Origin of the sequence: Paenibacillus mesotrionivorans (assembly GCF_046098205.1) — a bacterium.
Classification (GTDB): Bacteria; Bacillota; Bacilli; order Paenibacillales; family NBRC-103111; genus Paenibacillus_AR; species Paenibacillus_AR mesotrionivorans.
Map to the genome: position 1 here is coordinate 58,485 of NZ_JBJURJ010000001.1, position 20,302 is coordinate 78,786.

The 20,302-nt window shown below is 55.0% G+C and carries 18 protein-coding genes; 2 read left to right on the plus strand and 16 right to left on the minus strand.

Features of this window, described 5'->3' with window-relative positions:
- Positions 1–3 precede the first annotated feature (3 nt).
- From ACI1P1_RS00295 to ACI1P1_RS00370, 16 genes are all read right to left on the minus strand, one after another.
- Positions 4–660 (minus strand): TadE family protein, encoded by a 657-nt coding sequence (locus ACI1P1_RS00295; protein WP_416214354.1) that lies wholly within the window; start codon positions 658–660, stop codon positions 4–6.
- A complete protein-coding gene (locus ACI1P1_RS00300) occupies positions 653–2,872 on the minus strand; it encodes a hypothetical protein (protein WP_416214355.1) in 2,220 nt (739 codons plus the stop codon). Before ACI1P1_RS00300 ends, ACI1P1_RS00295 begins: the two co-directional genes overlap by 8 nt.
- Before the next feature lie 70 nt (positions 2,873–2,942).
- A complete protein-coding gene (locus tag ACI1P1_RS00305; protein ID WP_416214356.1) occupies positions 2,943–3,821 on the minus strand; it encodes a hypothetical protein in 879 nt (292 codons plus the stop codon).
- A 134-nt stretch (positions 3,822–3,955) separates the two neighbouring features.
- Entirely contained in the window at positions 3,956–4,165 is a 210-nt protein-coding gene (locus ACI1P1_RS00310) for a Flp1 family type IVb pilin (RefSeq protein WP_416214357.1), read from the minus strand.
- 21 nt (positions 4,166–4,186) lie between these two features.
- Entirely contained in the window at positions 4,187–4,936 is a 750-nt protein-coding gene (locus tag ACI1P1_RS00315) for a type II secretion system F family protein (RefSeq protein ID WP_416214358.1), read from the minus strand.
- Entirely contained in the window at positions 4,933–5,754 is an 822-nt protein-coding gene (locus tag ACI1P1_RS00320) for a type II secretion system F family protein (protein WP_416214359.1), read from the minus strand. The genes ACI1P1_RS00315 and ACI1P1_RS00320 overlap by 4 nt, the downstream gene beginning before the upstream one ends.
- Positions 5,751–7,013: a CpaF family protein gene (locus ACI1P1_RS00325; protein ID WP_416214769.1), complete on the minus strand. Its 1,263-nt coding sequence runs from the start codon at positions 7,011–7,013 to the stop codon at positions 5,751–5,753. The genes ACI1P1_RS00320 and ACI1P1_RS00325 overlap by 4 nt, the downstream gene beginning before the upstream one ends.
- Positions 7,006–8,133: a P-loop NTPase family protein gene (locus ACI1P1_RS00330; RefSeq protein WP_416214360.1), complete on the minus strand. Its 1,128-nt coding sequence runs from the start codon at positions 8,131–8,133 to the stop codon at positions 7,006–7,008. Before ACI1P1_RS00330 ends, ACI1P1_RS00325 begins: the two co-directional genes overlap by 8 nt.
- A gap of 171 nt (positions 8,134–8,304) precedes the next feature.
- A complete protein-coding gene (locus tag ACI1P1_RS00335; protein ID WP_416214361.1) occupies positions 8,305–9,948 on the minus strand; it encodes a protein kinase domain-containing protein in 1,644 nt (547 codons plus the stop codon).
- 646 nt (positions 9,949–10,594) lie between these two features.
- Positions 10,595–11,368, minus strand: a complete 774-nt coding sequence (locus tag ACI1P1_RS00340) for an ABC transporter ATP-binding protein (protein ID WP_416214362.1) — start codon at positions 11,366–11,368, stop codon at positions 10,595–10,597.
- Between the two features lie 111 nt (positions 11,369–11,479).
- Complete coding sequence (locus tag ACI1P1_RS00345) at positions 11,480–11,818, minus strand: cyclic-phosphate processing receiver domain-containing protein (RefSeq protein ID WP_416214363.1); 339 nt, start codon at positions 11,816–11,818, stop codon at positions 11,480–11,482.
- The gene (locus tag ACI1P1_RS00350; RefSeq protein ID WP_416214364.1) at positions 11,815–12,660 is read right to left on the minus strand and encodes a deoxyribonuclease IV; all 846 of its coding nucleotides are present in this window, start codon (positions 12,658–12,660) and stop codon (positions 11,815–11,817) included. The genes ACI1P1_RS00345 and ACI1P1_RS00350 overlap by 4 nt, the downstream gene beginning before the upstream one ends.
- 24 nt (positions 12,661–12,684) lie before the next feature.
- On the minus strand, positions 12,685–13,494 hold the full coding sequence (locus ACI1P1_RS00355; protein WP_416214365.1) for an Fpg/Nei family DNA glycosylase: 810 nt from the start codon (positions 13,492–13,494) through the stop codon (positions 12,685–12,687).
- Positions 13,495–13,572: 78 nt separating this feature from the next.
- Positions 13,573–15,144 (minus strand): ribonuclease H-like domain-containing protein, encoded by a 1,572-nt coding sequence (locus tag ACI1P1_RS00360; RefSeq protein ID WP_416214366.1) that lies wholly within the window; start codon positions 15,142–15,144, stop codon positions 13,573–13,575.
- The gene (locus ACI1P1_RS00365) at positions 15,141–17,450 is read right to left on the minus strand and encodes a DEAD/DEAH box helicase (protein WP_416214367.1); all 2,310 of its coding nucleotides are present in this window, start codon (positions 17,448–17,450) and stop codon (positions 15,141–15,143) included. Before ACI1P1_RS00365 ends, ACI1P1_RS00360 begins: the two co-directional genes overlap by 4 nt.
- A 248-nt stretch (positions 17,451–17,698) precedes the next feature.
- Positions 17,699–19,231, minus strand: a complete 1,533-nt coding sequence (locus tag ACI1P1_RS00370) for a hypothetical protein (RefSeq protein WP_416214368.1) — start codon at positions 19,229–19,231, stop codon at positions 17,699–17,701.
- 70 nt (positions 19,232–19,301) lie between these two features.
- Here ACI1P1_RS00370 and ACI1P1_RS00375 point away from each other — a divergent pair, with 70 nt between their 5' ends.
- Positions 19,302–19,796, plus strand: a complete 495-nt coding sequence (locus ACI1P1_RS00375) for a type IV pilus modification PilV family protein (protein ID WP_416214369.1) — start codon at positions 19,302–19,304, stop codon at positions 19,794–19,796.
- Complete coding sequence (locus ACI1P1_RS00380; protein ID WP_416214370.1) at positions 19,793–20,293, plus strand: PilW family protein; 501 nt, start codon at positions 19,793–19,795, stop codon at positions 20,291–20,293. Before ACI1P1_RS00375 ends, ACI1P1_RS00380 begins: the two co-directional genes overlap by 4 nt.
- The last annotated feature ends 9 nt before the right edge of the window (positions 20,294–20,302 follow it).

Genomic DNA, 20,302 nt, shown 5'->3' on the forward strand with positions numbered 1-20,302 from the left:
CTCTCATTCCTCTCCAACCCATGCGCGTTCCACAACGGTTTTCTCTATATAAAGGGTTTTATTCCAAAAGGGTACGGGAAGCTTGAGGGCATATCCCGCTGTAATGACCATATCCGCATTGCCCCCCTCTTCCAGGGACGGGAGCTTCACCGCCGCCACGGTCAGCTTGTCTGCCTTCAGCAGCCTCCCGTTGGCATAATGCCGGAGGACGGGTTCAAAGGCCTTGCACAAAAGCGGGTCCATGATTTTGTCCACAGCCCCATTCGCCGCATCGATCCCCCGCTGCTCCAGACTTTCCCGCTTGTTGACCTCCCACTGCACCAGTTGACCCACTACATCAGGAAACAGGGCTTCGTAATTCAACACCCATTCCTCCGCCTCCGACCATCCGGCACGGGACTCCAAGAGCTTGTCCGCCACTGCGCCTGCCCATTGACCCGGTCCAGTGGATAGAGCCCGCTCTTTGGCTTCCCGGTAGACCATCCGCACCGGCTCCCAGTGGGCAGCGGTGCTTTTGGCGGTTTCGGAGACGGCTGACCGCAGAGCAACCTCTACTGCCGCAATATGGATCAGACTGGCCATAAACATTACAAAAACAATCATTGCCGGCAGCACAATTGCCGCCTCAACCGTAATGGAGCCCTCCGTTTGTTTAATCATAGGCGTATACGGCGGTTTGCCGGAAGCGGAACCGCCCTTCTTCCAAGTCCAGGCTGACCGCCCCCGTTTTCCCGATAGCCCTCAGAACACCGGGCAAAAACCACACATTCACACTCCCAGAGGATGTTCCCTGAACATAGGTGGTGGTTTGGGTAAGATCTATGCCGGTGTTCAGCTCCAGCAGAGCCTGCATCCGAATCAGCACAGAGGACTGGTTGGGATGCAGCAGGAGCATCACCCGGAGCATATCCTTATAGGTCACCTTAAAAGCCCCCAGCTTCTGGAACAAGGAAACTGCCCCTCCTCCTGTTAAGGTATGCACATCCTGAACTGCCCTGGCCGCTCCTTCGGCTGCCGCTTTCAGCAGAGCGGCCAAAGGTGCAACCGCTCCGGCTGCACCGGCAGCCGGATCCATCAGTGCCTCGGCGGTGCGTATGCCGAAAAACAGCAGGAACATTTCGCCGTAAGCGGCACTCAGGTTCAAATCGCAGCTGTTAAAGCCGTATAACAGATACTCCGCTTCCTGCCGGACCAAGGGATGGCCCCCAGGATTGGAGCGGGCAGGGGCGCCCTGCTGCTGTGCCGCCTCCCCCACTCCCCAGGTGCGGTAGTTGAACTTATCCAACGCGTATTCATTGATAAACAGCTCATCCCGTAAACCGGTCAAAAGTCCGCTGAATTGGCTGATGATATCCAGCCCAAGGCCCATGGAGGCATCCGTATCGGTGCCGGGCCGGTTAACGCCTGGCGAAGCCGCCGCCAGCTTGCTGTAGACACTGTACTTCCCTGTAAGGCTGTCCGGACCGCCGAGCTTGGCGTACAAGGCAATTTCCCCGTTTCCCGTGCTGCAGCCGGTAACAGCCTTGCGGATATCCGCCAAGGAGCCGCCTATTTTTTTGCGCTGCTGTTCCTCTTCGTTGCGGTCCGTCTGATTTCTGGCCTGCCGTTCCGCTTCCAGCGCCGCCCTGCCGCTTTTGAACCCGGCCGAAAGCTCCAGCAGCCCTTGAAGCTCTTCGGCCACCTTACCCCACTGGGAGGTGTTCCACCATGCCTGCTCCGCCCAGCGCAAGGCCAATCCGTGCAGGGACGCCGGAATACGCGCAGCCTCCGTTTTGTAACGGGAGAAGTAGGCCTTATCATAGGCCGATGAAAGCAGCAGCAGCCCCTCCGACAAATGACTCTCACCGGTCCCCGCCGATTTGTAGCGCTCCAGCTCGGCAAGCCATTTCGTCTGCTGTTCTTCCGCTTGGTCTAGGGCCGTACACAAAGCGCGGTAATCCACATCAAGCTTTTGCTCTGTGGCGGCCACAAGCTGCTTGGAGGAGCCAAACAGAAGAGCATATTCGGCCATGTCGGCAAGGAGCTTCTTCAGCTCGGTAAGCCTGCCCGACTCCTCCGACAAAAGCCGGCTTGCTTCATTAAGCTCTGTCTGAACAGCGGACATGGCCTGCCCCAACGCCATAGCAGCTCCCGGACCTTCCTTGCCGGTGAGTGAAGCCATAGCCAAGGACAGGGAATACATGTTTTGCTGAAGCTGCCGGATGCGTTCATTCAGGGATTGGATCATCCGCTCCGCATCGGACACCGCTGCCAGCACCTGCTCCTCCGTCCGGTTCCCGATCTGCCCGGCCAAGGTTTCCAGCCGGCTCAGATTGCCGTTCAGAGTAGTACCTGCCGCTTCCACATGGCCCAGCATAGCCTGCGCCTTCTCCCAGGCCTTGTCCAATGCCTCCTCACGCTTCCAATGAAGCTTTTCCAGCTCCCGCATGCTGTCACCATACATTTTAGCCTGGCTCATGGCTTTATCGGCTTTGGTTTTTTGGAACTTGTCCAGCAGCTCCGTAATGAATTCCACCGGCGCCTTCAGCTTCATTTCCTGGACAATCTGACGCTTGAGCACATCCGGATTGGCCAGCGTGTACACAGGCTCGATTCCGCTGTTCATCCGGTCCGGTTGAAGATCCAGATAGCGGTAGCCCTCCCCTCCGGCCAAATTCCGGGTCAGATAGTCCATGTATAAAGGAACGCTGCCGCTTTCCGCCCACTTCAGCCCAAACAGGCCATAAGCGGCAAGGGAACGGTCATACCGGGACATCACCGAACGCAGCGCCGCCTTCAACGCCAGCTCATTCTCCCGCTCTGCCAGCTGCAGCCGGATCAGATCCGCAAACAATGCCTGGAACAGAAAAATCGGCACCAAAACAATCATCATATACACCGATGCCGACCCGTTTGTATGCTTCCAAAACCTCCCCACTGCTTCACCCCGTCAGGCCTGCCGTCTATTGATGGTATACCACCATAATGCCGTTCTCCTCCAGCTCCCGCAGAAGGGCTGGTGTGGTATCGAATTTACCCTTATTCTTAAGCAGAAAAAAATGCCACACTACTCCCTTTACTTGACCGGAGCGGATCAATTCCGCATCCTTTTTGATTTGAAGCTCGGTATCCGCTTTATTCACTGTATATTTCGCTTCGTGGGCGAAGCCGTCCGCATCCAGAACATCAATGAAACGCTCCCCGTATGAAGTAGATAATCTCGCTTTCGGCGCATGAAGCAATTGCTGGAGGTATGCCTTAGCCTGCGCTTCGGTGCGAATGTCAACCGGCTGTGCCTCCCCGGGCAGCAATTGCCGCAAAGCCTTGGAAGCATCCTCCGGCGTAGCAAACCGGCTTTTCAGCTTGGAGGCATAGGTGGTCACCAGCTCCACCGTCCGCAGAAATTCCACCGGATCGGCTACATAAGCCGCTGCCCCCTCCTGCATTCGTCTGCCCTGGGGAGCCATAATATTCTGGACCCATGATGCCCACTCCCGGGACCAATCCGCCCGCACCTCTCCCTCCAGAACACGGTTAAAATAGGCACCTTCGCCGGATATATAACCCCCCAATCCTTGTGAGGAGCGGAGCAGCTTCCTGCCGGAAAGGGATTGTCCTGTTACTTTAAGCTCCGGCAGTGCAATCCCTGCTTGGCGGAAGCCGCCCAGGGAAGCGCGAAGCCATCCTAAACCCTCGGAGACCATGCCTGCATACACGTCATCCATATCCTGATACACAAATGTTCCGGTGACCGCATCCTTGTGGGAATCCTTCCAAACATACGCGGACCGCTCCGACCACTCGTAGGCGGATTGGAGCAAATCTCCTTTTTGGTAAGTCAAGAATCCGAGTCCCAGCATTGCCAGCGTGAACCAGAACACCACCGGCATCAACAGAGTGGATTCGATATGAAAGCTGCCGGCTTCACTCCGGCAAAACCGGCGTATACGAATTACGGGAAAACCCCTGGGGGTTGTCACGGCGACGGCGTATTGGGGACAATTGTTTTAGTATTTTGGATATCCGAATTCGTCTCGGTAAACAGCCGGTTTACCCAAGAAACAATCCATTTGCGGAAAGCAATCGCAATGATTACGATAATGGCCAGAATCAACAACATTTCCAGCGTGCCCAAACCTTCCTCATTGTTCCAAAACCGTTTTATATGAATCCATCCCTTTTTCATCCGGAACCCTCCTTAAAGTAGTTATTGCAGGGATAAAACCGCAGGGGCGGCGACAATCAGCATAACCGTGCAAAACAGCAGCACCATGGGAAACACCATCTTGGCAGAGGCTTCCTCTCCGATCGTCCGGGCTGCCGCCTTCCGCCGCTCCCACAGGGTATGGGACAGCTCCTCCAGAGAATAGGCGAAGTCGCTGCCTCCCCGTTTGAAATTCATCAGCACATTGGTGGAAAACATGGATACCTCCAGCACACCGCAGGACCTACTGAACTCCTCCATAGCGATGATGAAGGGCCGGTTGTCCTTAAGGGCCCGGGACAGCTTGACCCATTCCTTATATAAAGGATGGGACTCGTCCGCTTGCTGGCAGGAGCGGTGGATCGCTTGGTGCAGCGTTTCGCCAGCGTGGAGCAGCAGGGTGATTTTATTCAGCAGCTCAGGCAGCTCCAGCACGATCCTCCGCCGTTTATGCTTCACCTGGTTGTCCAGGGACTTCACCCTAAAGATCACAAAAAACACCATCAACAAGAGGCAAAACGGGATCATAATTACGCCGCTGGCCACGCTTAGTACCACCGATAAAACAGCTAATCCCAGCAGATGCACTACGGTTTCCGCCGTAAAGCTGCGGCAAGCCTCCGCTGCCCGGTTGGCTCCATGCAAGGCCGCCATCCGCACATGAATCATTTCGAATAATAAGGGCCACCGTTCATAAATCCGCAGCCTCTCCAACCCGTCGCGTATCCGAGCTTGCAAATTCCAGACCTTCACAGCTTCATCTCCATTAGCTTTCCGGTCAGCCACCAGCACAGAAGCATGATGGCCAGACCGGCGGTCATGATGGCTGCACCGGCAGCATTGCCGTACAGCGGCTCCATATAATCCGGCGAGCTCCAATATAACAGGCCAATCACTCCAAGAGGGGCGGCACCGAGAATTCTCGACTCAAAACGCCGCTGCGCCAATTGCACGGCGATTTCCTGCTGGATTTCCATTTTGTCGCCGATCATCTGGGAGGTCCGCCGCATCACATCCGCCATATTGCCGCCGGTGCGTTTGGCTGTGACGAACACATCCAGAAACTGCGTCAGTTCCTCCAGTCCGGAGCGGCGGCAAAAATCCTCCAACGCCCTTTCAATAGCCTCCCCGTTGGTCACCCTCCGGCTGATCCGGTGAAACTCCACAACAATGAAGGTTTGGGGATGGTTATACAAAAACCCCAGGTCGACAGCGGCAGCTGCAAAGGCATTCTCGATGGATCTGCCTGCAGTAAGTGAGGTCACCAGCGCATGAAGCCCCTGCTTGAATTGCAGACGCAGCTCGTTCATTTGTTTCTGTATACGCATCCTGCGGTATTGTCCGGGAATCCCCCATGCGGCAAAAGCCAGCATCAGCCCGGCGGCGATAGAATGATAGAAGAGATAGCCGATGCTGAAGCATGCCACTCCCCCAACTGCGAAGCATATCGCGTATTCGGCAACCGACAGCCGGTATTCGGTGTAGAGGGTGCCTTCCGCAGGACTGCTCCATCTTTGCCTTGCGGACCTGACTTTAGGTCTTCCTTTAGGTTTGGCCAAGGGCAATTTCATGCTGTCCCCCTCCTGTCCGGCGGGGCCTCCAGCCCGGAATCCCGGAGCTTTTGCCGGTTGGCCAGCACATGACCGGTAGGACAAAGGGCTCCCTGTATTTTTTTATGTATCGAGCTGTCAGCGTCTGTGCATGGCGATTCCTGAAACAGGAACAAAGGAACAGTCTCTATATTTTCCCCTTCGATTCCCACCACCTCGGAGATCTCCACCACCCGCCTGCTGCCGTCGCGCATCCGGCTGAGATGAACAAGAAGATCCAGAGCTGAAGCAATCTGGCTGCGGATGACCTGCACAGGCAGGGATGCCCCCATCAGCACCATGGTTTCCAGGCGGCTTAGCATATCCTTGCTGGAATTGCTGTGCCCGGTGCTTAAGGAGCCGTCATGGCCCGTGTTCATGGCCTGAAGCATCTCCAGTGCTTCACCGCCTCTCACCTCACCCACGATAATCCGGTTGGGACGCATCCGCAGCGAGGCACGGATCAGGTCCCGTATGCCGATCTGCCCCTTACCCTCTGTGTTGGCATTGCGCGTCTCCAGGGAAACCAGATTCTCTACCTGCCTGATCTGCAGCTCAGCCGAATCTTCGATAGTAATGATCCGTTCATCCTTTGGAATCCATCCCGACAAAGCATTCAGGAAGGTAGTTTTGCCCGACCCGGTGCCGCCGCTGATAAAAATATTGTATTTGGCCTGGACGGCCAGTCTCAGGAGGTCGGCAGCTTCTGCAGAAATGGATGCTCTGTTCACTAGTTCCTCCATGGTCAACGGACGGCTGGGAAACTTGCGGATGGTAAGCGTCGGTCCCTTAAGCGCAACCGGAGGCAGCACCACATGCACCCGCGAGCCGTCTGGCAGCCGGGCATCCACAATGGGCTGGCTTTCGTTCACCGTCCGGTTTACCTTGGAGACAATGGACTGGATCATATCCTCCAGTCTGGCCGGCTCATCGAAGCCTCCCGTAAAGGGATGGATTCTCCCGTCCTGCTCATAGAAAATTTCCGTATGGCTGTTCACCATAATTTCCGTAACGGCGGGATCATCCAACAGCGGCTGCAAAATGTCCAATCCCCGGAATGAAGAGAATACTTTACGGATCAGCCGGTTTTTCTTCCGGAAGTGAAGAGGAAGCTCTTGGGGCAAGGCAAAAACCGCTTCTTCAATACGCTTCATCAAAAGCTCGTCGGACAGACTCTGGGAATAGTCTATGCTTGAGCCTACCTCCTGCCGCAGCCTGCGGAATATGGCCTCCTCATCCATAGCTCTTGGCACCTGCCCATCCTGCTGGGGACTGGATTACAGACAGAAACCATTTCTGCAGGCGCTGCTCATATGCCGTGGAGGTCTCCAAGTGGCGGCAATCACGGAGAAACAGCCAATCCTCCTGATGCGGCAGAACCTCCTCGATCTGGATAGCGCCGCCCTGCAAGTCCTGAGGCTGCCCGCCGCTCATGTTCAGAATGACCGACAACCTGTCCTTGAGCACCGGCATCTCTTCCAGCAGCCTGGGAAGCTGACGTTCCGCTTTCTCCCTGGCTATGCAGTGGTCAGGGATGAGCCAAGCGATCCGGTGGCAAGCAGACAACGCACCCCATATACGGGGATGAAAACTGCTGTCCAAATCCACGATAATGAGGTTCACACCCACAGTTTGCGAGGCAAGACGGATTAGCTTGCGGGCATCCTCCTGTCCCATTTCCTCCAGATCATCCAGGTTGGAGGCACCCGGCAGGAATCTGACCCTGCGGCCTGCATCCTCCGACAGCTCCGGTCCTAACCCCTGCTGACCTTCCTCCGTTCCGCCCGCCACCCGGTACATCACCTTCCCAAAGCGATCCTCGTTGCCCGGGACTCTCCAGCACAGGGACGGGATGCTCTCCAGGGTCAGCACCAAGGGATGAAACCCCATCCGGCTGAGCAATCCTGCAGCAGTGTAAGCAAAAACCGTTTTGCCCGCTCCCCCTGTGGAAGAATATACGCCCAGAACAAAGGTTTCTTCCCCGCCAGCTTCCCTCCGCCCCCTGGTGCCGGATTGTTTTTCCGCCAAGTGTAGGATGGTATCCAACAGACGGTTCAGAGGCTGATACTTATCCAGCATCGCCGCTTCCTGGGACCCGGTGGTGGTTTCTTCCTCTCCCAGAAGCACAATGGGACATTCCTTCTGCTGCAAGAGCGCCTGCCAGCCGGCTGCAGAGTTGCCTGTGTCCAGGAGCAGCACCTCCGGCTTGTCCTTCTCGGCCAACATTTTCCGGCAATAGTCCACACTGGTGTACCAGACCATATGCACCAGCGTCCGGTATTCGGACAATCGCACATAGGCAAGCAGCCGTTCCGTGTATTCCTTGTCCAGCGACAGAAGGCCCACGGCACATTTTTTCAAATGCTACACCTCCCGTGAAAACTTGTCCGGACAGCACAAAAAAAACACTGCCGGCGTAAAAAACCAAACGCCAGCGGTGCTTCCGCATCTCGTTATGTATTAGGTTATTACGAGTATATAGCACAGAGACACAGGAATGCAACCCCTTTTTTTCCAGCTGTTCGGTGACGCTTAGCGGTGCTGCTTACTCCCAGTTCGGAGCCGCCGCCATAAGGACTTCCGTTGGCCGGGATGGCCGCATTGGTCGAGAATCATCCCGGTAATGGGCGATAATGCCGCGCTTATCACCGATTGAACAGCAGGCTGGTCCGCAAGCAGCTTCCCTTGCCAGAGTGCAGCCAACACGGTTGGTGACGCAATTTCGGGGATTTGGCAGAGCGGCCGACCTGGCAAGGACTCCAGCCATTCCTGCTGGCCCTTGAAGCTGACCGCTTTGTTGGCGATAATCTCCACCTTGCAGCTCTTCTGCTTCAGCTTATCCAGCCAACTCCAATTCCGTGCGGCTTCTCCTCTACTCAGCTGCAAGGGGGATGGACCGCAAACAAGAAGGATAAGATCGGCTTGCGCCAGCACAGCGTCATGGGCAGGGTTGGTCCATGCGGACCCGATGTCCAGAATAGCCACCGGCCGGTTAAGCCGCTCCATGAGCTTTTCTGCACAGTCGCTATCCCACTTTTCCAGCGGACGGTCAGGGGCAAGCGGCGCCCATTCCGAATGCCCGGCAGTCCATGGTTTACCCGCATCTCCGCTATCTGTTCCGAAACAAACGGCTTCCGTCCAATACCGGTATCCCTTGGGCATATGCCGGTCACCCAGCAAAACGTGGTACAGATCGGGAGCTGCTCCCGGCAATTCCAGCAGGGTGTGGGGCAGGGCCAGGGCATGCAGGCAGCGCGCCAACGCCATAGCCACAAAAGTAGCTCCGCTGCCGACGGTTAATCCGCCCACCACGATCCGCATAACAGGTGGGTGTACCGTCTTTGCCACAGTCATTCCTTGTGCCAGCTGCTGGTTTATCTCTGTTACCGGAGCACCCGGCGTCCGTATCGCACGCAGTGCCGCCTCCACCTCACCCGCCCGCTGGAAACGCTTGGCCGGCTCATCCTCCAGAAGCTTGGCGATAAGCGCCTTAGCCTGTGGCGGCACCTCATCCGGGAGTTCACCCCGGATTCCATCCTTTAGCTGACCGTTTCCCCCCTCCAGCAGAAAATGCAGCACCGCCCCAAGCGCATACAAGTCCGTGCGGGCGTCCGTCTGCCGGCCCACCAGCTGCTCAGGTGAGGCAAAACCAAAGGTCCCCAGGCGGACGGTATCCGCATCGGCTCCTTGGCTGTAATGCCGGGCTGTGCCAAAATCAATAAGCCGGACCCGCCCGTTCCCGTCCAGCATCACATTGGAGGGCTTCAAGTCCCGGTGGATAATGGGAACTGGCCGCTCCTCATGCAAATAAGCCAGCACCTGGCATAATTCCATGCCGATACTCGCCGTTTGTGTCCAGCTTAATGGCCCCTCCTGCCGCAGAAGCTGGAGCAGCGTTTGGCCTTGAATAAATTCCATGACCAGATAACAGACACCATGGGCATTCGCCGGGATAAAATCCGTAACGGCAGCCAAGCCGGGATGGCTGCATTCCGCCAGCATCCTGGCTTCCTTGGCCAAAAGCTCACGTTGGGCCGGGCCCGGTCGCAGCTCCTTGACGGCCCATTTTTTGCCGGGAAGCCGTTCGTCTTCGGCCAGATACACCCGTCCCATGCCGCCTTGGCCCAGCAGCCCGAGAATCCGGTAGCGGTTCTCCAACAGTTTGCCAGCTTGCAAAAATCCGGAGGTTTCCTTCACTGTCCCACCCCTCGCAAAAATGGTGATGGTCCTGATTATAGCCTTCCTTGGAGCAAATTGGCAACGGGAATTTGCCAAGATAGGTAAAAGGGGGAGTGCGAATGGCACAATACCCTTCCCGCCTACACTACCGTTATCCCCCTTCGTTTCTCAACGGAACTCAGAGACTCTTAGACGCCAATTTCTGATTACCCAGCATCCTAACGGAACTCAGAAGCTCTTAGAGGACGATTGGCAGCTGTTTTTCCCTTAAATGTAACTCTAACGGTCGCATTGTTCCGTTACCATGCAAATTTCGTTTATTTTTGCTTCTAAGAGCCTCTCAGTTCCGTTACAGCTGCTGCGCCACCTTCTATCCCCCTCCCGCTCCGTCATTTCAACAAATCAAATCCCTAGGTCGCACCATACTCCGCTAATTAGCCTTAATGCACCATCAGCCACTGACCCAATTTCTACACTGCACCACACTCCACCAACCAAACAACCGCGCTACTCCATCTTCTTCCGATTATCACCCTTTGCACGCTACTACTTTGATCGATTAATGTTGTGTATATTTAATTTCATTAATAATAAACCCAATAAAAAGCCTGCAGCCGGCCCATACCTTCTGCAAGCTCTGCTATTATAATGCCTTGACCCATGGACGCCCATGGCTCCATTCTATATCCACTTCCAGATCGTAGGCCCGTTTCAGCAAATCAGGCGTCAGCACCTCTTTTTTGGGACCTGCGGCTACCAGCTGGCCGTTTTCGATCAGAGCCACATGGGTGAAGGCCGGAATAATCTCCTCCAGATGATGCGTCACATAGACCATCATCCGGGAGGATGACCCCTCAGCTCCCAATTCCCCGATATCCTGCAGCAGCTTTTCCCGCTCGTACAGATCCAGCCCCGAGCACATCTCGTCCATTACTAGAAGCGCCGGATTAGCCATCAGGGCCCGGGCCAGCACCACCTTTTTCCGTTCACCTTGTGACAGTGTACCGAAGGGCTGATCCTTCAGATGATGCAGCCGCACCCGCCGGAGGAGCTCCTCTGCCTTTTCGATTACCGCCGGGTCAATGGTCTGGTAGAACCGGAGAAAAGCGTATTCACCCGTTGCCACTACCTCCCACACCGGGTCCTTCAAGGCCAAACGCTCAATCAGGGATTGGCTGATATAGCCGATTTCCTTCCGGACCTCGCGGAGATCCACCTGCCCATAGCGGTGGCCCAGCACCTGAACCTTACCCGAGCTGGGGAATTGATACCCCGTCATCAGCTCCAGCAGCGTGGTTTTCCCTGAGCCGTTGCGGCCAAGAATGACCCAATGCTGCCCTTTTTCCATAACAAGATTGATATTGTCCAGTATGGTCCGTTTATTGCGGATAAATGTGATTTCTTCCATCCTGATCATGGTTGTTCTCCTCTCTATCTCAAACTTGGTCCTTGCCGCAGGCCGGATAAGTTTCGAGAGCCTCGAATTTGGCAAAGCCAAATTGAGGGGCACTTCCTCTTAAACTTGGTCCTACCCGCATTCTCCGGCAATCCGCCTCAGGACGTCCTCCGGCACCGGGCCGGTATGGATGCGGGTGCCCTCCGGCCTGTAAGGGTACAAGACCTGAAACATCTGCGACCGGGCCACCATGCTGGAGGAATGCAAGTAAATCTCCCGGGCAAACAACGATCTTCGTACCATTTCCTTGGCCAACTCCAGCCCGTTCATTTGGTCAAACCCCATATCATGGTCCAGGGACAGCAGCCCTACCTCTTCCAGCTCCAAAAGAAGCAGGCATTCCTCCCCCGTCCGGGCAAGCGTAAAGCCCTGGGGCCTGGGCCGGGCATCATCCATATACACATGGATCATGGCGAATCTCCTTCCATCATCAGCTGCTTAACCAAGGCCAGCTCCTGCCGGTGTGTGCCGTCGGCCCCGGACTCCGTTTCCAATACACCGGGGAGATCCATCCGGCCAAAATACGAAAAAAACCGCCGGAACTCCTCCGCCCCGATATGTCCGCCCCCGATAGGAGCATGCCTGTCCTTGCCCGAGCCGGAGGGATAGCGGGAGTCGTTCAGGTGAATCGCCTTCAGGCCGTCGAAATAACCCAGGGCTTCTCCCTTTGCTGTCCAGTCCCCCATATGTCCCGGTCTCCAGACCCCGCTGGCGAACAAATGGCACGTATCCAGACAAAACCCGATTTTGTCCGGATAATCGGACAGCCTGCGGATCTGGCACAGCTCCTCCAGGGTCGTACCCATATTGCCGCCTTCACCCGCCAGATTTTCCAGCAGGAATAATGTGTTTCCTTCCCACCGGGCCAAAACCTCATTTATACATTGTAGTATATTTTGGTAGTCTTGTAACGCGTTAATCTGCTTGCCCTTACCGAAGTGGACGATGATCCCAAGACTCCCGCAATCCTCGGCAATCTCCAGATCATTGTAGAGTGACCGTACAGTTAAATCCCGGAGCTCCCCGGGAGGCACCGCCAGATTGACCGGATACGGGGTATGGGCGATGGAGACAAGGCCATACTCCCGGCAAAACGCGGCACACGCGGCGGCATCCTTACGGTCCCAGCTTTTTAACGTCAAGCTGCGGGGGTTCTTGGGGAAATATTGATAGGACTGCGCTCCCAAGGCGACAGCAGTTTTGGCGGCTTGCAGGTAGCCGCGGCGGATACTGATATGGCAGCCGATCTTCAAGGCACCCTCCCCTCCCATTCTTTGTTAATGTTGGCATCCCGGACAGGAGAATGACTTCTTCGAGGCAAAATCCACCCGGGCAATGAGCGTTCCGCACCGGACACAGGGCTCGCCCTCCCGGTCATACACCCGGCACATCGGATCGAAACCTCCGGTCAGCGTATCGCCTTGAAATAACGGAACATCCATATACCCGCCGTGGGAGGCGGCTTCGGACAAGGTGGACCGCATGGCATGGAACAGCCGGACCAGCTCCTCCTCCGCGAGGCTCTCCAGCCTGCGCTGGGGCAGAATCCCCGCAGTGAAGCAGATTTCATCCGAATAGCAGTTCCCGATTCCCGACAGCACGGATTGGTCCACAAGGGCAGTTTTCAGATACCCCCGTTTTTTCCCTAGGAGACTACAGAAATTACTTTCCGTAAATGCCGGATCAAAGGGCTCCGGACCCAACTTCTGCAGCAGACGGGAAGCCTCCTCCTCCTGATACAGATGGAGATAGCCTAGCCGCAGTCCGATAAAGTAAAGACGATGCTCGCCAAAAGCCAGCTCCACCTGCACCGTCCGGTCCGGACGCTCCTCCGGTGTTCCCCATACCATTGCTCCGCCCAGCATCAGATGAAGCACCAGCACCCGGTTTTGCTCCATATGAAAAAGAAGATGCTTGGCCCGCCGGGAAATCCCCCGGACCCGCACCCCCAACACCGCCGCGGAAAACTCCTCCACGGGCACATTAATGGATTTCTCTCTTCCGATCTGCACACCGGTGACCATTTTCCCCGCAATTCTCGGAATCAACAGCTGGCGATAGGTTTCCATCTCAGGCAGCTCAGGCATGTTTAACCTCCGTGGGATGTTTTGCCAATATATTTCATTAGCATGCTCCACACAGCGGGCTTTATTCCTCCTGCCTGATTAGGCCTCCGCCTGTTCCTCACCGGCGTACCGGGTTTGCGGCCCCGACCGCTGCAGCTTCTTGCGCAGCCGCTCCGTCCGTTTTTTCAGCTCCTTGGCCATTTCTCCTGCTTTATCCGGCTTACCGGCCTTATCTGCGGCCCCCGCCAGCTCCAGAAGCTCCTCCTCCAAGGGGATCACCCCAGGCTTTCTTCGGGAAGCCTTGGCCCTTCCGGAGGCCCGCTTCGAGGCAGCCTGCAGCAGCCGGTGCTTTTCCTCTGCCCATAGAAGGGCTTCATCCGCATAAAGCAAAGCATCCTCGTAGCTTTTTTGGCGGTGCTCGCAATACATAGCCATCTCGATATAGGGAATAAGCGACGGTCCCAAAGAGGTTGGCGTTTCCTTGCCGATAGCGATGGCTTTGCACCACAGAGCAGATGCCTGCTCCCATTGCCCGCATTGTTTGTAATAAGCCGCCAGGGGTGTGGCCAGGTACTGGTAAGCAGCGCCTTTTTCTCCGCCCGACATCACACGAAGATACAGTTGGTCCATGTTCACCCCCGCCAGCTGGGAGCAGCCCATCCGGGAAAGCCACAGACCGTAGCGGAACTGCTCCTCCGGGACCCGGTTCAGAGCGTTGTAATCGCCCTTCAACGCCTTCGCAAACAGCACCGCCAGTCCGGCCAAGGAGAGAATATCCAAACCGTTATGGAGGAAAACTGGGGCGATGGAATCAGGCTTCTTTTCCGCCAGATACAGAAAGTACAGCGCCGGGGCCATCGAACCGGGCACATCGTCCTCCCTCACAAAATCCAGCTGCGTCTCCTCCACCTTCCCCAGCTTGCAGGAGGGCAGCGTATGCCGCCACAGGCTTCGGGACGCGTACAGGAAATCCAGATGGAAAGGCTCCGGGTCTGGCGACCGCATCCGGTGCATGACGAAGCGCGTTTGCAGCAGCGGCCAGTCGAAGGATTTGCCGTTATAGGAAACCATAAAGCGGAAACGCTCCAGCCTTTTTTTCAAGTAGCTGAGCATAGCCAGCTCCTCTGCCGGATTGCGGATGAACAGCTGCTCCACAATAAAGGTCCCGTTTTGCCAATAGCCAAGTCCCACCATAAAAGCCACATTGCCGGCGCCATGCCCCAATCCTGTTGTTTCCGTATCGAAGAAGACCATGTCCTCCGCAGAGACCGGCTGTCCTTCGGCATCCTTGGCGAACGCCCCTAACTCACCGGCACAGCCATACAAGTCGGCCAGCCTGCAGGAGCCATGCACATAGTCAGCGGAATAGTGGAGCTTGCGGCGGATAAAATCCCCCTCCTGCGTATGGACCAGCACCGCCTCCAGCCGGTCCCATTGGGCGCCTAAAGACTCCTCCCATTCCTCCTGCGGAGCTTCAACTGCCTCCACCATCTGGTTGGCCGCATCCGTTACCGTTTCTAACGGGCCCAAAGGCTCCTCCGCAAAAGCAGAAGGCTCCTCCAGCTGCTCCCCGTCCAAAACACGGCTTGCCTCTGTTTCCGTCTCGGAGGTTTGTCCCTGACTTGGGCTTTGACCCACATAACGCCGTAACCGGTCCTTCAATCCGCTCATAAGCCGCCTTCTTCCCCCTTCTCATGGGAATCCAAAAGCTGGCCCAGCAGCTCTCCCGCCAATTGTTTGCCCAATAACCCCACCTCTTCAATCGGCCCCACACAGGCCGGACAGCCGCTCATACAGCCACAACGCTGAATGGTGTCCCTCGCCTGGCGCAGGAGCTGTCCATGAACCTCGTACAGCCGCTCGCTTAGCCCGATACCCCCGGGATACCGGTCATACAGGAAGATGGTCGGTTGTTTGTTATGGATGGCTCTCACCTGGGGCACCACCCGTATGTCCGAGGGATCGCACATCAGATAAAGCGGCGCCAGCGAAACCAGAATATTCGCCACTCCCAGCAGCGCAAACTGCAGGTCATGGGCGTTTCTCCCCTTTAGAACATCCTCATCCACCGAAAACCAGTAGGAATTGGTATGCAGCTCCTCCTCCGGCAGATGAATAGGACCCGAGCCGATATTTTCATGAGTGCGGAGCTTGATTTTCTTAAAAATAGTGGCCTTGGCATTCACCGTAACCTCGCCGAATTGCCGGACCAGCCCCTCCGAACGCTCCTCCTTGTGGACCTGCAGCACCTTGAGCTGCACAGCCAGGTTGGCATCAGTGAAATAATCCACGCTGACCTCCCGGACATAGGCCTTCTTTTCCTCATAATCCAGCTTCTCCACCTGGTACTGGACACCCTCGTGAATATAGATGGCCTCCTCATGCAGCAGGGTCATGGCGCCGAACCGGTCCATCTCCCCGATTACCTTGCTCCCATAGGTCATATCAATGATGACCACATTCTCCTGTGCTGCAGAACGCAAGGAAATGTCATGGGCCGGGAAGGACTGCTCCATCCAGTACCACCGCCGGTCCACCTTGTGCAGAATCCGCTCCTCCACCAGGAATTCCAGAATATCCGCCAAGGCTTCCTCTCCGAAGAATTCCCCCTCCTCAAAAGGCAGCTCATATGCCGCACATTTAATGTGGTCAACTAAAATCACCAGATTATCCGGCGAGATCAAGGCCCGTTCAGGCGGTCTTTCGAAGAAATACTTTGGATTATCAATAATGTATTGATCCAGCGGATTGCTGCTGGCTACCAGCACGGTGACAGAGCTTTCCTGCCTGCGTCCCGCCCGCCCGGATTGCTGCCAGGTGCTGGCGATGGTGCCGGGATAACCGTTCATCACACAGGCCTGCAGCTGCCCAATGTCGATCCCCAGCTCCAGGGCATTAGTGCTGACCACCCCGCGGATTTCCCCGTTGCGTAAGCCCCGCTCGATCTCTCTGCGCTGCTTGGGAAGATAACCGCCCCGGTAGCCCCGGATGGACTTGGTTCCCAGCTCATGGGCCACCAGATCCTGTAGATAAGTCAGCAAAATCTCCACCCGCACCCGGCTTCTGGCAAAAACAATGGTTTGCACCCCATGCTTCAGAAGCGCCGCCGCCACCTTTTGGGTTTCCAGCACGCTGCTGCGCCGGATGCCAAGCTGCTGGTTGACCACGGGAGGATTGTAAAAAACAAAATGCTTCTCCCCTGCGGGCGCCCCATTATTGTCGATGAGAGCCATACTCTCCCCGATAAGCCGCTCCGCGTGATCCTTCGGGTTCTCGATGGTAGCCGAAGCACAGATAAACTGAGGTTGGGAGCCATAGAACCGGCAAATTCGCTTGAGACGCCGGATAACATTGGCCACATGGCTGCCGAACACTCCCCGGTAGGAATGGACCTCATCGATGACCACATATTTCAGGTTCTCGAAGAGCTTCACCCACTTGGTATGATGGGGCAAAATAGCGGAATGCAGCATATCCGGGTTGGTCACCACAATATGCCCCGCATTGCGGATGGCCGTACGGGCCGCCGGTGAGGTATCCCCGTCATAGGTGTGGGCCTTCAGGTCCACCTCCATGCTGTCCACCAGCTCCTTCAGCTCCGCCACCTGGTCCTGGGCCAGCGCCTTGGTGGGAAATAAATATAATGCCCGTGCACTATCGTCGGACAGAATCCGGTTCAGCACCGGGAGATTGTAGCAAAAGGTTTTGCCGGAGGCGGTAGGCGTAACAGCCACCACATGCTGACCGTCCAGAACAGCCTGGAAGGCATCCGCCTGGTGGCGGTACAGACCCAGGATGCCCCGTTCCTGCAGCGCCTGGCGCAGCTTCGGGTGAATCAATTCCGGAAACGGCGCATAGACCGCATCCCGGGGAGGAATCGTGCGCCAGTGGGTAATATTGCGGGCAATCTCCGGCGTCCGCCGCAATAATTCTATGGTTTCCTCAACGGATGAGGCTTTGCCTGTTAACGGATTCATTTCCCAAACACACCTTCCTATATAAACAACTGGGCAGATGCTTCCATTGTACAGAATATACGTTCGGTGGGCAATCGGTTTTGTCATTTTCCTGCACAGTCCTACGCCAAATAGGCTCTTCCGCATAGGCCTGGGCCTACAAAAGAGCCTTGAATCGCCGAACTCCGCTATTTCCGGACTGCAGCACTCAAGTAAACACGAATTGGTAAGAGGGCTGTCAGTTCCTGCGCTTGCCCGGGTAATAACGGTTATGAGTTGGAGCCTTGCCAGTTTGTAAATTGCAGAATCCGTTTCTGTCCGCCTCCGGCAACAGGAGGGTTATAGTTGATCACAATATGAGGTGAGCCGGGATTGGACTGCTGGTACTGGGAGGATGTATAGCTTCCGCCTATGCTGGCCCCTCCAAAATACAGATTATTATTAAAATATCTGTCTGATCGGAAGGTGAGATTTCCCAAACACCCTACCGTTTGTTTGACATTCATATTATTGACATGATCACCAAACTCAATATTGCCCAACGTCAGCATTGCCCCATTCGTAAGGGTTAATCCGCCGCTATTGATGACCCCGTTGAATTTGATGGTGCCGGAGCTGAGAACCGATCCTCCCACCACCATTTTGTCTGTGTTGCCGCTGACGGTTAACACCCCTTCACTGGCATTAGGGTTATTAATATAGATGGAGCCGTCTACAGTCAAAGCATAACCGTTGCTGTTAATGCCGTTGGAGATAATCAGCGCCTTCTTTGTGGAGATATCCTTATGAATCCAGGTGTTGTTAACCTTGGAAAATTCGATTTTCCCATCGGCAATAAGGGAGCCCATAATCTCTATCTTATCGTTGATCTGGCCGAAGGTAAGATCGGATTGGGAGTATATGGAGCCTCCGGTATAGATACGTTTAATCGTCCGGTTAAAGTCAATATAGCTTTTGGCGAAAATAGATCCGGATACATCCAGCCCGAAGTTATCATTGGTGGCACGTATGCTGCCGCCTGCGGCCAACTCACCCTTGATGGTGACAATATCGTTGCGCTTTTCAATCGTAATATCACCGGGGGTGATAATGCTGGCATTGATGGTGACGGAGCCGTTGACATCTCGAACTTTGATGTTATTGCCGCTGCACTCCAATATATCGGGGTATGCCTTACAAACCGCATTCACATTGGAATTGGCCTGCACATCTACCGCTTGCCCCACCGTCTGGTTTTTCATCAATGAAGCGAAGGTTTTGGTAAATTCCTCGCGGAAGTTAGGATACGGATGCAGGAAGCCGGTATTTTCCTTAAAAGATCCCTGCTGGTAGCCGTTGAGGTTATATTGGGAAACCACGTCCTTTCCGAACACTCCCGGGACAGAATCATTGCCTTGCTGTGCTAAATAATTCATGGTTAAAACTCGTTTGCGGTTCAGAATCCCGGAGCCGGTATCTCCCTTAGATTTCAATTCAGGGCCGGCAACAGAAACCTCAAGCAGATCTGTGTTCATATAAGGAATTTTATTAACCTCATTAATTATCTCTCCAACCTGCAAGGGATTAAGCTCCATATCCTGCCCATAAAAAGCCTCCTCCATCACTCTCTTAACGATGGCCATGCCAGATTCGGCGGCGTATTGGGCTTGTTCGGTCCGTTCCCCTTTTTTGTTGTTCACATTGCCTTGGCTAAGGCTTAACAGCAAGGGGGCGGAAATGGCAGACAACAGAAAAACCAGAAACAAAACCAGCAACAGGGTATTCCCCTTTTCATTCTGCATACGGGACATTAGTCCTCTCATTTTTCCTTTCCTCCCTTACTATTTTCCTATACAATGAAGATATTCTAGGATACGGGCTGGTGCTTTTTACATGCTGAGAAGGTTGAATTCCCGCGGGCTGACCCTGATTGAAGTGCTTGCTTCCGCCGCCATTCTGGCGTTTGTTGTGCTTCTGTTCAGCCTCTTGTTCACACAAGGCTACCGCAATTCTAAAACAGAGGAAAACCGGGACCAATCGGTGGCTATTGCCCGGGGCGTCATGGAGCTCATCAAAACCAATCTTCCTTCTCCCACTGCCAGCGTTTCCTTCAATGGCACACCGATTAATTTGACCGCCATCCGCAATGCCAACGCCGCAACGGCCACTGCTGCTTCCTTCAACACCCAATATCCCGGCAGCACGGACGGCACCTATGCCATTGTAGTAACAGCAGATCCGGTACCAGAAAGCGTAACAGTAGAAAGCAAGGTTTTTCCCTTAAACCAATATTTCCGCAAGGTAAAGGTCCATGTTACGGAAACCATGTTCCAATCGGAATATACGCTGGAAAGCTACCTGGAGTATAACAAGGTGAACAAGGAATGATACCATTGAGAAGAGCCATTTTTCCCAATCAAAAAGGAGTTACCCTGATCGAGCTGCTTGTAGCCATCTCTATCGCCTCTATTATTGTCGGGGTTATCTCGGCAGCCATTTATTCCTCCATCACCGGCTTTAACCACCTGACCGAAAAACAATCCGTCCAGGAGCAAGCCCGGCTGGTCACTGAGCAGGTTGCCGCCACCGTCAGGAAAAAGGCTTTTAGCTCGATTAAGCTGATAGACAGCAATACGCTTGAATTCAAGAACTCAGACGCCGATTACACCAGCTTTAAATACGAAGGCAGCAAGATCATCATGACCACCCAAAACAACAGTAATCAGCAGGTGATGGAATTAGCTCGAGGTGTAACGGCCATGCCCTTTTCGGTCACAAAACCCGGGCAGGAGCATGAAATTAAAGTTAATCTGGTGTTCGGCGGCAAGGATATCGAGTCGTACACCTATAATTCCACTATATATACAAAAAACTGGTCCGAATAAGCTCCGGAC

Excerpts from the sequence above, each read along its gene's own strand:
- ACI1P1_RS00295 (WP_416214354.1), bottom strand. The coding sequence starts at position 660 with ATGATTAAACAAACGGAGGGCTCCATTACGGTTGAGGCGGCAATTGTG.
- ACI1P1_RS00300 (WP_416214355.1), bottom strand. The coding sequence starts at position 2,872 with ATGATGATTGTTTTGGTGCCGATTTTTCTGTTCCAGGCATTGTTTGCG.
- ACI1P1_RS00310 (WP_416214357.1), bottom strand. The coding sequence starts at position 4,165 with ATGAAAAAGGGATGGATTCATATAAAACGGTTTTGGAACAATGAGGAA.
- ACI1P1_RS00320 (WP_416214359.1), bottom strand. The coding sequence starts at position 5,754 with ATGAAATTGCCCTTGGCCAAACCTAAAGGAAGACCTAAAGTCAGGTCC.
- ACI1P1_RS00325 (WP_416214769.1), bottom strand. The coding sequence starts at position 7,013 with ATGGATGAGGAGGCCATATTCCGCAGGCTGCGGCAGGAGGTAGGCTCA.
- ACI1P1_RS00340 (WP_416214362.1), bottom strand. The coding sequence starts at position 11,368 with ATGATCAGGATGGAAGAAATCACATTTATCCGCAATAAACGGACCATA.
- ACI1P1_RS00345 (WP_416214363.1), bottom strand. The coding sequence starts at position 11,818 with ATGATCCATGTGTATATGGATGATGCCCGGCCCAGGCCCCAGGGCTTT.
- ACI1P1_RS00355 (WP_416214365.1), bottom strand. The coding sequence starts at position 13,494 with ATGCCTGAGCTGCCTGAGATGGAAACCTATCGCCAGCTGTTGATTCCG.
- ACI1P1_RS00360 (WP_416214366.1), bottom strand. The coding sequence starts at position 15,144 with ATGAGCGGATTGAAGGACCGGTTACGGCGTTATGTGGGTCAAAGCCCA.
- ACI1P1_RS00365 (WP_416214367.1), bottom strand. The coding sequence starts at position 17,450 with ATGAATCCGTTAACAGGCAAAGCCTCATCCGTTGAGGAAACCATAGAA.
- ACI1P1_RS00370 (WP_416214368.1), bottom strand. The coding sequence starts at position 19,231 with ATGAGAGGACTAATGTCCCGTATGCAGAATGAAAAGGGGAATACCCTG.
- ACI1P1_RS00375 (WP_416214369.1), top strand. The coding sequence starts at position 19,302 with ATGCTGAGAAGGTTGAATTCCCGCGGGCTGACCCTGATTGAAGTGCTT.
- ACI1P1_RS00380 (WP_416214370.1), top strand. The coding sequence starts at position 19,793 with ATGATACCATTGAGAAGAGCCATTTTTCCCAATCAAAAAGGAGTTACC.